Raw genomic sequence first — 14,508 nt, 5'->3', positions numbered from 1 at the left:
GCTCTGCGGGCTCCCTACGCTGTGCCCATGCCTCCCGCGAAGACCTCGTACGTCTGCCTGTCCTGCCGGGTCTCGTACAAGCTGCGGTACGACCCGCGGCGGGAGCGGACCTGTCCGCGCTGCGTGGGCGCGCTGATGTACGCGGGTTCCGCCTTCGCCGCGCCCCCGAGGCGGGACCGGGCCGCCTGGCGGACTCTCACGGTGCTGCTCAACGCGGGACTGGGATTCCACATGGGCTGCAGCGACGGCCCCGGCTACCGGCCGCGCTCCCGGCGTGAGGTGCGCGAGCGGCTGACGTACGCCCGCCGTACCGGGGAGCCGCCCGCGACTGCCCTGCGCCGGGCCGACCTGCCGTGACGGGCCTGGACGCCCTCACCCGAGCCGTTCCCCCGCCGGCCGATCCGGTCGACGCCCGCGGGGACTGGGCAGAGGCGGAGGAGCGGCTCGGGGTGCAACTGCCCGCGGACTACAGGCTGCTGGCCGAGACGTACGGCTGGGGCGAGTTCTGCGACTACCTGTATCTGCGCACGCCGTTCGGCACGAGTCCGTACAACGCCCTGGAGCGGTACGACGGCCTGCTGGTCTGGGGCGCCACGACGGACGCCGACCGACTGTGCTGGCGTACCGACGGGGACCCCGAGCAGTGGCCGGTGGTGGTCGTGGGCCGGGGCGCCGGGCGGGAGGAGTTCGCGCCCGGCACGGCCGGGTTCATCGAGGAGTGGGTGTCGGGCCGGCTGCGCACCACGGTTCTGGCCGGCATGGAGGCGGATCTGGCGCCCTGGTTCAACGCGTTCCGGCACCGGCTGCACCGCTGCCTGCGGCTCTCGGAGGGCTCACGGCCGTACGCCGAGCGGCTGCGGATCCTGCGGGACGTACTGGCCCCGACGGCGGACCGGGGCTCGTGGCAGTCCGACGGCGGCGAGCAGGGCCAGGACCACTTCGCGACCGGCGAGACGGACTGGCACCTCACCTACGACCGTTCTCACCCGCACCAGATCCGCGTCTCCTTCCTGCCCGAGGACCGCACCCAGGTCCGCGACCGCCTCTTCGCGGCCGTCCGGCTCATGGGCTGCACACTCCTGGAGATCACCACCGCCGACGGCCTGCCCCTGGCGGACTGGGACGCCGGCGACACCTAGGGCCTCTCATTCGGATCTTGCCGGTGTCGCGGGGTCCGGCACGCACTCCCCCACTGCCTCAATGCGTGGGGGCACCCCCAGCGGCGTTGTCGTCACTCGCCGACGGAGTGCTCGGCCACTCCCCGGGGAGTGGGTGTACGACGACGGGCCCCGCCCTACTCAGGACGAGGCCCAAAAGCCCTGGTCGGGCGGCCCTCACGCAGAGCCGACGAAGACCACCATCAGCAGCCACACCACCGGAGCGGTCGGCAGGAGGGAGTCCAGGCGGTCCATGATGCCGCCGTGACCAGGAAGCAGGGTGCCCATGTCCTTGATGCCCAGATCGCGCTTGATCATGGACTCGCCGAGGTCGCCGAGGGTGGCGCTGGCCGCGACCGCAAGACCCAGCAGCAGCCCCTGCCACCAGCTACCGCCGTCGATCAGGAACTGCATGCACAGCGCGCCCGCGACCATGGCGAACAGCACCGCGCCGAGCAGTCCCTCGCGGGTCTTGCCGGGGCTGATGCGCGGGGCGAGCTTGTGCTTGCCGAAGCGCCAGCCGACGGCATAGGCGCCCGTGTCGCTGACGACCGTCAGGAGCAGGAAGGTGAGGACGCGCCACGGGCCGTCGTCGGCGGTGAGCATGAGCGCGACGAACGTGGCCAGGAAGGGCACGTAGAACGCCGCGAAGACGCCCGCCGTGACGTCCTTGAGGTAGCCCTCGGGCGGCTCGGTCATCCGCCAGACCAGGACCGCGAGCGCGGTCAGGGCCATGGCGACCCAAGCACCCTCGACTCCGCGCACGTACCCCGCGACCACCATCGCCGCACCGCCGACCGCGAGCGGCACGAGCGGCGCCTTGATGCCCTTGCGCTCCTGAAGCCTGCTGGTCAGCTCCCAAAGGCCCACGACCACGGCGACGGCGACGACACCGACGAACACGGCCTTGTAGACGAACAGGGACGCGACGATCACCACACCGAGCCCGACGCCGACCCCTATGGCCGCGCTCAGGTCACGGCCCGCGCTCTTCTTCTGCGGCGCTGGCGCCGGCTGCGGGGCGTCGGGCATGGGCTCCGGATTCTGCGAGAGATTCTGCGCGGGACTCTGGCGGTGGTTCTGGGGGCGGCTGTGGTTCTGGATGCGGCCGTGGTGCTGGATGTGGCCGTGGTGCTGGATGTGGCCGTGGTGCTGGATGTGGCCGTGGTGCTGGATGTGGTTCTGCGGGTGACTCTGGGTGGGGCTCGGCGCCGGATTCGGCGTCGGATGCAGCGTTTCGTCCCGGAGCAAGGGACCGCTCAGCCGAGCGGCCCCCCGGTCGTCGTCCTGGTCTCCGCCGTACGCGGGTCCGTCGGGCACGATGGGCATGGGGCGAGTCTGCTGCGCCTCAGGCGCATCGTACGCGGGACCCGCCGGGGCAGCCCCCTGGACTGGCCCACGCTCAGTGGGCCCCCAGTACCCGGACTGTGGCGGCGCCCCCCAGGAAGAGTCGCTCATCAGACTTCGAGCAGCTCCGCTTCCTTGTGCTTGAGCAGCTCGTCCACCTGGGCGACGTACTTCGCGGTGGTGTCGTCGAGCTCCTTCTCCGCACGACGGCCCTCGTCCTCGCCGACCTCGCCGTCCTTGATCAGCTTGTCGATGGCGTCCTTGGCCTTGCGGCGCACGGAGCGGATGGACACCCGGGCGTCCTCGGCCTTGCCCTTGGCGACCTTGATGTAGTCGCGGCGACGCTCCTCGGTGAGCTCGGGGAACACCACTCGGATGATGTTGCCGTCGTTGCTCGGGTTGACGCCCAGGTCGGAGTCGCGGATCGCCTGCTCGATGTTGCGCAGTGCGGTCTTGTCGAACGGCGTCACGACCGCCATACGCGGTTCCGGCACGGAGAACGAGGCCAGCTGGTTGATCGGCGTCGGCGCACCGTAGTAGTCGGCCACGATCTTGTTGAACATCGCCGGGTGCGCACGGCCGGTGCGGATCGCGGCGAAGTCCTCCTTGGCGACCACGACGGCCTTCTCCATCTTCTCCTCGGCCTCGAGGAGGGTCTCTTCGATCACCACTTGCTCCTGCGTGTCTTGAGTAAGGCCCGGCTGCGGTTCCTTGGTGGGGCGGCGGCCGGCTGCGTCGCGTCTTCTTCCTGCACGGTTCCCGACCGGCAGGACATTGTCCATCCCCCGGCCAGGGTGCGTCCCGTCCGTCCCCCGGACAGGTGTCGTACCCGGGGCGACAGGGGTGTGCCGGTCAGGCCCGGCTGCCCTGGTCACCCACCAGCGTGCCGATCTTCTCACCCTTGACGGCCCGCGCGATATTGCCCTCCGCGAGCAGCTCGAACACGAGGATCGGCAGCTTGTTGTCGCGGCACAGCGTGATGGCGGTGGCGTCGGCGACCTTGAGGTCGCGGGTGATGACCTCGCTGTAGCCGAGGGCGTCGAACTTGACGGCGTCGGGGTTGGTCTTGGGGTCGGAGTCGTAGACCCCGTCCACGCCGTTCTTGCCCATGAGCAGCGCCTCGGCGTCGATCTCCAGGGCGCGCTGGGCGGCGGTGGTGTCGGTGGAGAAGTACGGCATGCCCATACCGGCGCCGAAGATGACCACGCGGCCCTTCTCCAGGTGGCGCACGGCGCGCAGCGGGATGTAGGGCTCGGCGACCTGGCCCATGGTGATGGCCGTCTGCACCCGGCTGTCGATGCCCTCCTTCTCCAGGAAGTCCTGGAGGGCGAGGCAGTTCATCACGGTGCCGAGCATGCCCATGTAGTCCGAGCGGGCGCGGTCCATGCCGCGCTGCTGCAGTTCGGCGCCGCGGAAGAAGTTGCCGCCGCCGATGACGACCGCGATCTCGGCGCCGTCCCGGACGACGGCCGCGATCTCGCGGGCGATCTTGTGCACCACGTCCGGGTCCACGCCCAGGCCCCCGCCACCGGAGAAGGCCTCTCCGGACAGCTTCAGCAGAAACCGGCCGCGTACTTTGCCGTCGTCGCTCTTCTGGGCCTTGGTGGTCATGGAGATCCCGCCTCTTTCACGTGTTGCACATACGAAGAAGGCCATTGCCGATGGGGTCGCTTTTCGCTCCCATGCGCGGCAATGGCCTCCTCGTCAGATCTGCTGCCGTCCGCCACATGCCTGGGTGTGGCGGTGTGCGCGGACGACTGCTGTCGACCCTACCGATATTTCTCCGAGGGTCGCGCGTCGATCGCGGTACGGACTCAGATGCCGACCTTGATGCGCGTGAAGCGCTTCAGGGTGACACCGGCCTCGTCCAGCACCTTCTGGACCGACTTCTTGTTGTCCAGCGCGTACGGCTGGCCGAGCAGCGTGGCGTCCTTGAAGAAGCCGTTGAGACGCCCCTCGACGATCTTGGCGATCGCGGCCTCGGGCTTGCCCTCGGCGCGGGTGGTCTCCTCGGCGACACGGCGCTCGGACTCGACGACCTCGGCCGGCACGTCCTCCTTGGAGAGGTACTTCGGCGCGAAGGCGGCGATGTGCTGGGCGATGCCCTTGGCGACGTCCGCGTTCGGCTTGTCCAGCTCGACGAGGACACCGATCTGCGGGGGCAGGTCGGGCATGGTGCGGTGCATGTAGGCGAGCACGAAGCCGTCGGCGAACTGCGCGAAGCGGTCCAGGACGATCTTCTCGCCGAGGTTGGCGTTGGCCTCGTCCACGTACGCCTGGACGGTCTTGCCGGCCTCGATCTCGGAGGCGAGCAGGGCCTCCAGGTCGGCCGGGGAGGTCTTGGCGACGTGCTCGGCGATCGCCTTGGCGGCGGCCTGGAACTTCTCGCCCTTGGCGACGAAGTCCGTCTCGCACTTCAGCTCGACGATGACGCCGGAGGAGTTGTCGTCGGCGATGATGGAGACCACGGCGCCGTTCTCGGCGGAGCGGCCCTCGCGCTTGGCGACGCCCTTCTGGCCCTTGATACGCAGCGCCTCGACGGCCTTCTCGACGTTGCCCTCGGCCTCGTCCAGCGCCTTCTTGCAGTCCATCATGCCGGCGCCGGTCAGCTCACGGAGCTTCTTGACGTCGGCGGCGGTGTAGTTCGCCATGAGTCTGTGAGTCTTTCTCGAAGTCTTGGGGAGATCGGAGATCTGCACGGTCCGTGATCCACATGTAGCCGTGGATCGCGGACACTGTGCCGACCTACGGGTGAACAGCGGGGGCGGACTTCATGTCGCCGCCCCCGCCGTCAACGCTGACGTCAGGCCTGCTCGCCCTCGGCAGCCTTCTCGCCCTCGGCCGGAGCGGCCTCGGCGGCAGGGGCCTCGGCGGCAGTGGCCTCGGCGGCCGGAGCAGCCTCGGCGGCAGGGGCGGCCTCGGCGGCCGGAGCCTCGTCCTTCTTCTCGCCCTCGAGCAGGTCGCGCTCCCACTCGGCGAGCGGCTCGCCCGCGGCCTTCTCGCCCTTGTCACCGGTGGCGACGCGAGAGCGGGAGATGAGGCCCTCGGCGACGGCGTCGGCGATCACGCGGGTGAGCAGGGTGACGGAACGGATCGCGTCGTCGTTGCCCGGGATCTTGTAGTCGACCTCGTCGGGGTCGCAGTTGGTGTCGAGGATCGCGACGACCGGAATGTTGAGCTTCCGGGCCTCACCAACGGCGATGTGCTCCTTCTTGGTGTCCACGATCCAGACGGCGCTGGGCACCTTCTGCATCTCGCGGATACCGCCGAGGGTCTTCTCCAGCTTGGCCTTCTCGCGGGAGAGGACCAGCAGCTCCTTCTTGGTCAGACCGGAGGACGCGACGTCCTCGAAGTCGATCTGCTCAAGCTCCTTGAGGCGCTGCAGACGCTTGTAGACGGTCGAGAAGTTGGTGAGCATGCCGCCCAGCCAGCGCTGGTTGACGTAGGGCATGCCGACGCGGGTGGCCTGCTCGGCGATGGCCTCCTGCGCCTGCTTCTTCGTGCCGACGAACATGACCGTGCCGCCGTGGGCGACGGTCTCCTTGACGAACTCGTAGGCGCGGTCGATGTACGACAGCGACTGGAGCAGGTCGATGATGTAGATGCCGTTGCGCTCGGTGAAGATGAAGCGCTTCATCTTCGGGTTCCAGCGACGGGTCTGGTGACCGAAGTGGACGCCGCTCTCCAGCAGCTCCCGCATCGTGACGACGGCCATGGCCGTATCTCCTTGAAACTCTCGGTTGTGCCGCGTCCGCCGGACGGCGGCCGCGCCTGACGCCCGCGATGCGCCGTGCCGCGAAGGACCGAGGGGCGCTGATACGAACCGTCTCCGGATCTCGTATCGGGGCGTGCGAAGTCGACCCGGTGACCCGGATCGCCAGAAGAAGTGTACGGGACCGGCGGGGCACCGGGTGACGCCGCTCTCCACAACCGGGGAGTAGTCCACAGATCCCGGCCATGATCGGAGGCGCTGCGGGAGGGTTCTCGCATGCGACGAGTGAGGCGATGCGTGGCCCTGGCGGCGGCTTGGCTGCCGGTCTCGGCAGTGACGGTACTGGCCCCTCTGGCCTGGGCGGACACCCCTGCCCCGGCGCCTCCGCCACGTCCCGCGGACCGGGTTCCGGCCATCGGCCGCGCCTGGCCGGTGGGCCTGCGGCCGGTGGTGCTACGGGGCTGGGAGCCCCCGGCGACGGTGTACGGCCCCGGGCACCGCGGGGTGGACCTGGGCGCGTCCCCCGGTGCTCCGGTGCGCGCGGTTGCGGCCGGCCGGGTGACCTTCGCGGGCCGGGTGGCGGGCCGGGGCGTGGTCTCGGTCGGGCTGACGGGGACGGATCTGCGGACGACGTACGAGCCGGTGAGCCCTTCGGTGAGGAAGGGGGATGCCGTGGGGCCGGGCGAGGTGCTGGGCACGGTCGAGGCCACGGGGACGCACTGCCCCGCCACGTGCGTGCACTGGGGCCTGCGCAGGGGTGAGACCTATCTGAACCCGCTGGCCCTGCTGCCGCCGGGGCTGCTGCGGACGGGGCCGTCGCGACTGCTGCCGGTCCTGGGGGTACCGGTCCCCACATAACCACGCCAGGCGACTGGCCCACCTTGCTGCGGGCAGTCGTGGCCCCTATCCACCAAGCTGCCGGCAGTCACTGGCCAACCAAGCTGCCGGCAGTCACTGGCCAGCTGCCGGCAGCCACCGCACTACCAACCTGCGGGCAGCCACCGGCCTACCAAGCCGCGGGCAGCCACCGGCCTCAAGCTGCGGGCAGTCGTGCCGCTGGGGCGGCACGGGTGGGCGCAACGGCACCCCGCCGGCGCAGACAAGCGCCCCTTGCCCACCCCCGCACCAGCAACAGCACCAGCACCAGCACCAGCACCAGCACAGACACCAGCACAGACACCGATATCGGCACCGGCACCGGCACCGGCACCGCTCAGCCCTTCACACCCCGCAGCGCCATGGTCACAGCAGCATCCGTGATCGCCCCAGGATCCTCCGCCGCCCCCAGCTCGATCCTCCGTACGGCCGCGTCCACGACCCCCTGCAACAGCATCGCCGCCAGCCGAGGCTCCCCGTGCCCCATCTCCCCCAGCGCCTCGACGACCATCGCCACCAGCCCGCCGTGCGCGGCCCGGATCTTCTCCCGTGCCCCCGCATCCAGCTCACTCGCCGAGATCGCGACCACGGCCCGGTGCCGCCGGTCCCCGACCAGCGCCAGCTGGTGCCTCACATACGCCTCGACCTTGTCCTCGGCCGACGGCGCCCGCTCCATCGCCGCCGCGACCTCCGCCGCCCACACGGGGAAGTCGACCTCGCACAGCTCCTCGACCACGGCGGCCCGCGAGCGGAAGTACTCGTACACGGACGACCGCGCCAGCCCCGTACGCTCGGCGAGCGCGGGAAAGGTCAGCGCTTCCGTCCCACCCTCGGACAACAGGGACCGAGCCGCGTCCAGCAGGGCGGCTCGCTGCATCGACCGGTGCTCGGCCACGGAGGCCGCTCGAATCCTTGGCACGTCAACCACTTTACGGACGCACCCCCGCGAACGGGAGCGACTCAACGTCCGAAGCTCGCCAGCTTGGCGCGGAGCTGCAGCACCGACTTGGTGTGGATCTGGCTGACCCGGCTCTCGGTGACCCCGAGCACATTGCCGATCTCGGCGAGGGTGAGCCCTTCGTAGTAGTAGAGCGTGACGACGGTCTTCTCGCGCTCGGGCAGCGTGTTGATCGCCCTGGCCAGGAACCGCCGCAGCTCCCGGTCCTCGGCCACCTCCACCGGATTGTCGGCGGCGGTGTCCTCCAGCGTGTCCATGAGGCTGAGCCGGTCCCCGCCCTCGCCACCGACGTGCAGCAGCTCCTCCAGGGCGACCACGTTGGCCAGCGACAACTGGCTGAACACGGCGTGCAGTTCGTCGACCTCCATGCCCAGCTCGACAGCGACCTCCCCTTCCGTCGGTGTGCGCCGCAGCCGCGCCTCCAGCGTGGCGTAGGCCCGCTCCACGTTCCGCGCCTTCTGCCGCACGGACCGGGGGATCCAGTCCAGGGCCCGCAGCTCGTCGATCATCGCGCCGCGGATCCGGGTGATCGCGTACGTCTCGAACTTGATCTCCCGGTCGATGTCGAACTTCTCGATCGCGTCGATCAGCCCGAACACCCCCGAGGAGACGAAGTCGGCCTGCTCCACATTGGGCGGCAGCCCGACGCTGACCCGGCCCGCCACGTATTTGACCAGCGGCGAGTAGTGCAGGATCAGCTGCTCCCGCAGCCGGTCGTCCCCCGTCGCCTTGTACGACCGCCACAGTTCGTCGAGCGTCGAGGGAGCGGGCGGCCGCACGCTGCCACCGTCGCGGGCGGCTGGGGGGATCGCCGCCCGGTCGGACCCGGAGGTGTGCTGGGGCATTCGTCGCCTTGTGCCGTTCTGCCGTGAAGTGCTGTGAAGTGCCGTGAAGTGCTGTGCGGTGAGGCAAGTGAGATGGGGTGGCGGGTCGTGGGGTGAAGTGGGCCACCTGGGTGAGCTGTCCGGTCTGATGTCGAGATGGCGCGGTCTGCGCCGGGGCTTTCGTGAGCGTAGCGTGACTGAGGTGTCGCGGTGCGCGAACAGCGAGGCACCACCCGTGCGCGGGCCTGTTTCGCGGTCCGCACCACCACGCCCCAGGCCTCGCCGTGCGTGACCGGCCGAGAGTGCCAACTCCGGGAAACCCCAAGGTCGTAGGGGCTTCCCCCGGACGGCCGAACACGCTCGGTCAGCACGGACTGCGACCTCCGCGGACGGAGATCAACGCCTGGCGTGTCAACTTCCAGCCGTCGCCGTGTCGTTCCACGTAACCAAGTGCTCGGAGTTCGTACAGTCTCGCGATCGCCTCGTCCGGCGTGGTGCGGGCGCCGCGCGCGATCTCCTCCGCGGGGGCCGCGCGGTTGCCGGGCAGAGCGGCGAGAACGGCCCGGGCCGCGGGTTCCAGGAGATCGCGCGGGAGGACGGGGCCCCGTCGGGGCGGGGCCAGCTCACCCATGTCGCCCACGAGTTCGACGACTTCCGCGGCGTCGGTGACGAGGGTGGCCTCACCGCGCAGCAGTTCGTGCACGCCTGCCGACAGTGAGCTGGTGACGGGCCCGGGTACCCCCATGGTGAACCTGCCGAGGCGCTGGGCGGCCCGCGCGGTGACCAGCGAGCCGCTGCGGCAGGCGGCCTCCACGACGGCGGTACCCCGGGTGAGCGCGGCGATCACCCGGTTGCGGAGGATGAAGCGGCTCGGGGTGGGGTGATCGCCCGGCGGCAACTCGCCCACGACCAGCCCCTGTTCGGCGATCCTGTTGATCAGTGCGGTGTGGCCTCGTGGGTAGGGACGGTCGACGCCGCAGGCCAGAACGGCAACGGTGGCTCCGCCGGCGGCGAGGGCGCCGCGATGGGCGGCCCCGTCGATCCCGTACGCACCGCCCGACACGACCACCCATCCGCGCTCGGCGAGCCCCGAGGCGAGGGAGGCCGCCGTGTGTGCGCCGTACTCGGTGCATGCGCGGGCTCCGACGACGGCCACGGACCGGAGCGCCCACATCCGCAGGCTGGGCACTCCGCGCACCCACAGCCCCGTGGGCCGTCCGTCCCCCAGATCGTCGAGCTGCCCCGGCCACTCGGCACTCCCCGGACACACGAACCGCATCCCGGCGGCCCGCGCGACCTCCAGATCCCGCTCCGGTTCGGCACGCCCGGCCCGGGCCACCAGCCCTGCCCACCGCGTCCCGCTGACGCCCGGCAGCGGCTCCCCGCCCCTCTGCAACCGCCGCACCACCTCCCCGCACCCGAACTCCCGCAACCACCGCCCCCCGGCCTCGTCCCCCGGCTCCAGGACCCGGGCCAGAAAGACGCGCCCGACCAACTCCTCGTCCCGGTCGTCTCCTCCGGCCGCACCGGGGACGGGGACACCGCCGCTGCCGTCCGTCATGCCCCACCCGCTCCCCGGACGGCTCCACCCCGGGCTCCGGCGAGCGGCCGTCCGCCCTCCACCGGAGCCACCGAGCGCCCGCGCCCGTCGCGGCGCCGACCGCCCTCCGGCACATGCTCCGCCCCGGTGCTCACACGGAGCCGGACACCGGTCCGGCCGCGGCCGCACCACACGTGCCCTCCCCTGCGGGGCGACGCCCGGCCGGGCCCCGGTGACGGCGCTGCCCCCGTCATCGGCCGATCCCTTCCAGGACCGCGCCGCGTCGGATGCCGGTGCGAAGTTCCAGGGCCCAGTTCACGTCGTTCGCCGAGGGGCGGTCCCGGCCGCCCAGGTCGGCGAGCGTCCAGGCGACCCGGAGCACGCGGTCGAGTCCACGAGCCGTGAGCAGGCCCCGGTCCAAGTCGTCCTCGGCCTTGGCGAGGGCCCCGGGCTGCACCTGCCAGCGGGTACGCAGTTCATGGCCGGGCACCTCGCTGTTCGTCCGCCAGGGCAGCCCCTCGTAGCGCCGGGCGGCGCGCTCCCGGGCGAGCCTGACCCGGTCGGCCACGACGGCCGACGTCTCGGCGCCGGTGTGCAACCGGAGCAGCTCCGCCCTGGCGACCGGCGCCACGGTCACCCGCAGGTCCACCCGGTCCATCAGGGGCCCGGACAACCGGGCGCGGTACCGCTTGATCGAGGACGGCCGGCACTCGCAGATGTCGTCGCCCCTCCCGTGCCGCCCGCACGGGCACGGATTCGCGGCCAGAACCATGAGGAACCGGGCCGGCATCCGCAGCATGCCGGCGGCCCGGGCGATCACCACGTGCCCCGACTCCAACGGCTGGCGCAGGGCGTCCAGGACGCTGCTGTGGAACTCGGCGGCCTCGTCCAGGAACAGGACCCCGTGATGTGCCAGGGATACCGCTCCGGGCCGCGGCAGCCCGTTCCCGCCGCCGACCAGCGAGGCCATCGTCGCCGAGTGGTGCGGGGCGCAGTAGGCGGGTTTGTCGACCAGCGGATGGCCCGGGGGCAGCATTCCCGCCACCGAGTGCACTGCCGTGACCTCCAGCGACTCCTCCCGGTTCAGTGCGGGCAGGAGCCCGGGCAGCCGTTCGGCCAGCATCGTCTTGCCGGCTCCGGGCGGCCCCTTGAAGAAGACGTGGTGCCGGCCGGCCGCGGCCACCTCCAGCGCCGCCCGAGCCATGTGCTGGCCCGCCACATCGGCGAGGTCCGGTGCATGGGCCCCGCCGACCGCGCCGGTGCCGAGCCCCGTCCCGGGGAGGGCCAGGCCTGCGAGGAAGGGGTCGGGGCGGATCTCTCCCGGCACGGGTTCCTCGTCGGGTACCGGCTCCTCGGCGAGTACGGCGATCAGCTGCCGCAGGCTGCGCACGCCCAGGACCGAGACGCCCGGCACGAGTGACGCCTCCGGCACCGCGCACTCCGGTACGACCACCTGCTCGTACCCCGCGTCGGCCGCGGCGAGGACCGCGGGCAGGATCCCCCTCACCGGCCGAACCCGCCCGTCCAGGCCCAGCTCGCCGATCATCACGATGTCCGCGAGCACCCGCGGGTCGATCCGCTCGGCCGCGCCGAGGACCGCGGCGGCCACGGCCAGGTCGAAGCCGCTGCCGCTCTTGGGCACGGACGCGGGGCTGAGGCCCACCGTGAGCTTCTTGGACGGCCAGACGGCGCCCGAGTTCACCACCGCCGCCCGGACCCGGTCGCGGCTTTCCGTCAGGCTCTTGTCCGGCAGACCCACCAGGGTGAAGGCCGCCACTCCGGGTTCCAGGTCGGCCTGGACCTCGACGACCACTCCCTCGACGCCGACCAGGGCCACCGAGCACGTACGGGCGAATCCCATCTCAGGCCACCCCCCGCGCGTGCTCGACGGCCGGGGCGCCTCGCCGGGGCAGGAGGACGCCGACCAAGTCGATGCGGACGCCTCCCGGCGGGGCTCCTCCGCGGGTCTGGATCCAGCGTTCGGCGAGGCGCAGCAGGCGCCCGGCCTTCTCTGCCGTGACAGCGGCCATCGGGTGCTGGAACGCACCGCCGCGGCGGGTCTTCACCTCGCAGACGACCAGCGTGTTCCCGTCCCGGGCCACGATGTCGATCTCACCGGAGCGTCCGCAGCGCCAGTTGCGCTCCAGGATCGTCATACCGGCCTCGGTCAGCCGCCGAGCGGCCAGATCCTCGCCGTACCTGCCCAGTCCACTGCGTGCCTTGCTCATGTCGGCACCACCTCCGGCGCCAACCGTCACGCATCACGCGAGAGGAAGTGGATCTTGGTGGACTACTCGGTGGTTGTGGAGAACTCCGTCACCCGAAAGGGGAAGCCGCACGGGAAGGCCGCGGGGAGGCCTCAGCGCACCGGCCCGGTCATCAGCCGCCCGGAAGCTCCAGGTCGCTCTTGTTCAGCTCCTCAATGTTCACGTCCTTGAACGTGAGTACGCGCACCTGTTTCACGAAGCGCGCCGGCCGGTACATGTCCCAGACCCAGGCATCCGCCATGGACACCTCGAAGAACACCTCGCCCTGGACCGAGTGCACCTGCATCTCGTAGTCGTTGGTGAGATAGAAACGCCGCTCGGTCTCGATCACATATTTGAACAGACCGACGACGTCTCGGTACTCCCGGTAGAGCTTCAGCTCCATCTCGGTCTCGTACTTTTCGAGGTCCTCGGCGCTCATGGCATGTTCCCCTTCAGCCGTGCGATCCCACCATTGTGCGCCAGTCCGACGAGCCCTCAGACGATTTCCGTGTCCAGAGTCACGGGCCTGGCAGGGGGACCTTCGTCGAGCAGTGTGCGCAGAAGCTCGGCGAGTCTGGTCGGATACACCGTCTCATGCGCCCGGGTCAGTTCCTGACACGTCCACCAGCGTGCTCCGGCGACGCTGCGCCGCTCCAGTTCGGTCAGTCCCTGCGCCGCGGTGGCCGTCTGGGCCGTACGGGCCAGGTAGTACCACTCGTCCTGGTCCCAGCGGCGGCCCGCGAACGGGAAGGAGCAGCGGCGACGCCACAGCACGGGACCGAGTCGGACGTCGGTGATGCCGGTCTCCTCGGCGAGCTCCCTGAGCGCGGCCTCCTCACGCGTCTCCGTGCCCTCCAGACCGCCACCGGGGGTGAACCACCAGTCGTCGGCCGGGTCCTCGGGCTCGTGGCCGTGCAGCAGCAGGATGCGGTCCTCGGGGTCGAGCAGGACCACCCGGGCCACCTTGCGCAGACCGCCCTCGTAGGTGTCCTCGCCCGTCCGCGTGCTCTCAGCGGGCACCGGCGGGCTCCGGGCTGGTTCGGGTACGGGAGCGGCCCAGCCGCTTCGCGATCGGGCCGTACGCGCCGCCGGCGAGGACCAGGACGCCGCCGGCGCCGATCAGCAGCTCGATGGTGCGAAGCGGGCCCGGCTGGGAGAGGGGGCCCAGGGTCTCGAAGCCGGTGGGGCGCTTGAGCATGCCCTTCATGGGCCAGACGACGGCGTCGACACGGGCGGAGACGGCGCCCCGGGACACCGTGCCCTTGGCGGCATCGGTGATATGGGCGGTGGAGTCCAGGGAGCCCTGGCGCTCGTCGCCGAGGAGGAAGAGCCGTCCCTTGGGGACGGTCACGGTCGGGAAGTTCTGGATCTCGGCGAGGCTGCCCGCGGGCAGGTACGGCTCCTCGATCTGCTTGCCGTTGACGGTCAGCTTGCCGTTCGTGCAGCAGGAGACGGTGTCGCCGCCGACCGCGACGACCCGCTTGACCACGTTGGCGTTGGTGACCCAGTTCTTGTCGCGGAAGACGACCACGTCACCGCGCCGGACCTCGCCGCCGTCGACGCGCTGGGCCAGCACCCGGTCGCCCACGTCGATCGTCGGGGTCATCGAGCTGGTGGGCACGGTGTACGGCCGGTAGACCAGCGCTCCCCAGACGAATCCGCCGAGGAACAGCACCAGGCCCAGCGCCACGGCCAGCCCGGACAACCGCTGCCCGGTCCGGCTGCCGCCGGCCTGTGCCGTGCCTGTGCCCGCGCCGTGCGGGGCCGTACGGGTCGTGCTCTCGCCGCTCATGGACCCGCACCCTACCCGGCGGTACCGGGCAGGGGCAGCCCCTCTTTCGCAGC

At 71.1% G+C, this 14,508-nt stretch carries 16 protein-coding genes; 3 read left to right on the top strand and 13 right to left on the bottom strand.

The window, feature by feature from the left end; all coding sequences use genetic code 11:
• Window positions 1–27 precede the first annotated feature (27 nt).
• Window positions 28–357, top strand: a complete 330-nt coding sequence (locus AB0H32_RS03400) for a deoxyxylulose-5-phosphate synthase (RefSeq protein ID WP_361113462.1) — start codon at window positions 28–30, stop codon at window positions 355–357.
• Window positions 354–1,139 carry an SMI1/KNR4 family protein gene (locus tag AB0H32_RS03395; protein WP_361113459.1) on the top strand — a complete coding sequence of 262 codons (786 nt, stop codon included), beginning with the start codon at window positions 354–356 and terminating at the stop codon, window positions 1,137–1,139. The genes AB0H32_RS03400 and AB0H32_RS03395 overlap by 4 nt, the downstream gene beginning before the upstream one ends.
• A gap of 195 nt (window positions 1,140–1,334) precedes the next feature.
• Here AB0H32_RS03395 and AB0H32_RS03390 read toward each other — a convergent pair whose 3' ends face one another.
• The 5 genes from AB0H32_RS03390 to rpsB all read right to left on the bottom strand — a co-directional run bounded on the left by AB0H32_RS03390 (window position 1,335) and on the right by rpsB (window position 6,219).
• Entirely contained in the window at window positions 1,335–2,615 is a 1,281-nt protein-coding gene (locus tag AB0H32_RS03390; RefSeq protein ID WP_361113456.1) for a phosphatidate cytidylyltransferase, read from the bottom strand.
• Window positions 2,615–3,172 (bottom strand): ribosome recycling factor, encoded by a 558-nt coding sequence (gene frr / locus AB0H32_RS03385; protein WP_069783545.1) that lies wholly within the window; start codon window positions 3,170–3,172, stop codon window positions 2,615–2,617. Before frr ends, AB0H32_RS03390 begins: the two co-directional genes overlap by 1 nt.
• Before the next feature lie 184 nt (window positions 3,173–3,356).
• Complete coding sequence (gene pyrH, locus AB0H32_RS03380; protein WP_361113452.1) at window positions 3,357–4,115, bottom strand: UMP kinase; 759 nt, start codon at window positions 4,113–4,115, stop codon at window positions 3,357–3,359.
• A gap of 203 nt (window positions 4,116–4,318) precedes the next feature.
• Entirely contained in the window at window positions 4,319–5,155 is an 837-nt protein-coding gene (gene tsf / locus AB0H32_RS03375) for a translation elongation factor Ts (RefSeq protein ID WP_361113449.1), read from the bottom strand.
• A gap of 152 nt (window positions 5,156–5,307) precedes the next feature.
• Window positions 5,308–6,219 (bottom strand): 30S ribosomal protein S2, encoded by a 912-nt coding sequence (rpsB, locus tag AB0H32_RS03370; RefSeq protein ID WP_361113446.1) that lies wholly within the window; start codon window positions 6,217–6,219, stop codon window positions 5,308–5,310.
• A 273-nt stretch (window positions 6,220–6,492) separates the two neighbouring features.
• Between rpsB and AB0H32_RS03365 the strand changes: the two genes are divergently transcribed.
• Window positions 6,493–7,074, top strand: a complete 582-nt coding sequence (locus AB0H32_RS03365; RefSeq protein ID WP_361113443.1) for a M23 family metallopeptidase — start codon at window positions 6,493–6,495, stop codon at window positions 7,072–7,074.
• Window positions 7,075–7,429: 355 nt separating this feature from the next.
• Here the strand turns inward: AB0H32_RS03365 and AB0H32_RS03360 are convergent, their stop codons facing one another.
• The 8 genes from AB0H32_RS03360 to lepB all read right to left on the bottom strand — a co-directional run bounded on the left by AB0H32_RS03360 (window position 7,430) and on the right by lepB (window position 14,455).
• Window positions 7,430–7,987, bottom strand: a complete 558-nt coding sequence (locus AB0H32_RS03360) for a helix-turn-helix domain-containing protein (protein ID WP_361113567.1) — start codon at window positions 7,985–7,987, stop codon at window positions 7,430–7,432.
• Window positions 7,988–8,052: 65 nt separating this feature from the next.
• Entirely contained in the window at window positions 8,053–8,895 is an 843-nt protein-coding gene (whiG, locus tag AB0H32_RS03355; protein ID WP_201839334.1) for an RNA polymerase sigma factor WhiG, read from the bottom strand.
• Window positions 8,896–9,238: 343 nt separating this feature from the next.
• A complete protein-coding gene (dprA, locus tag AB0H32_RS03350) occupies window positions 9,239–10,435 on the bottom strand; it encodes a DNA-processing protein DprA (RefSeq protein ID WP_361113440.1) in 1,197 nt (398 codons plus the stop codon).
• A gap of 229 nt (window positions 10,436–10,664) precedes the next feature.
• A complete protein-coding gene (locus AB0H32_RS03345; protein WP_361113437.1) occupies window positions 10,665–12,275 on the bottom strand; it encodes a YifB family Mg chelatase-like AAA ATPase in 1,611 nt (536 codons plus the stop codon).
• A gap of 1 nt (window position 12,276) precedes the next feature.
• Window positions 12,277–12,642, bottom strand: a complete 366-nt coding sequence (locus tag AB0H32_RS03340) for a YraN family protein (protein WP_361113434.1) — start codon at window positions 12,640–12,642, stop codon at window positions 12,277–12,279.
• Between the two features lie 151 nt (window positions 12,643–12,793).
• Window positions 12,794–13,102: a DUF2469 domain-containing protein gene (locus AB0H32_RS03335; protein WP_003965949.1), complete on the bottom strand. Its 309-nt coding sequence runs from the start codon at window positions 13,100–13,102 to the stop codon at window positions 12,794–12,796.
• A gap of 56 nt (window positions 13,103–13,158) precedes the next feature.
• A complete protein-coding gene (locus AB0H32_RS03330) occupies window positions 13,159–13,683 on the bottom strand; it encodes an NUDIX hydrolase (RefSeq protein ID WP_361113431.1) in 525 nt (174 codons plus the stop codon).
• Entirely contained in the window at window positions 13,673–14,455 is a 783-nt protein-coding gene (lepB, locus tag AB0H32_RS03325) for a signal peptidase I (RefSeq protein ID WP_361113428.1), read from the bottom strand. The genes AB0H32_RS03330 and lepB overlap by 11 nt, the downstream gene beginning before the upstream one ends.
• Between the last annotated feature and the right edge of the window lie 53 nt (window positions 14,456–14,508).

The sequence above is a fragment of the Streptomyces sp. NPDC020362 genome (genome assembly GCF_040642095.1).
GTDB lineage: Bacteria > Actinomycetota > Actinomycetes > Streptomycetales > Streptomycetaceae > Streptomyces.
The sequence above is the reverse complement of the archived record's forward strand: the minus strand, read 5'-3'. Positions and strand labels throughout refer to the sequence as shown.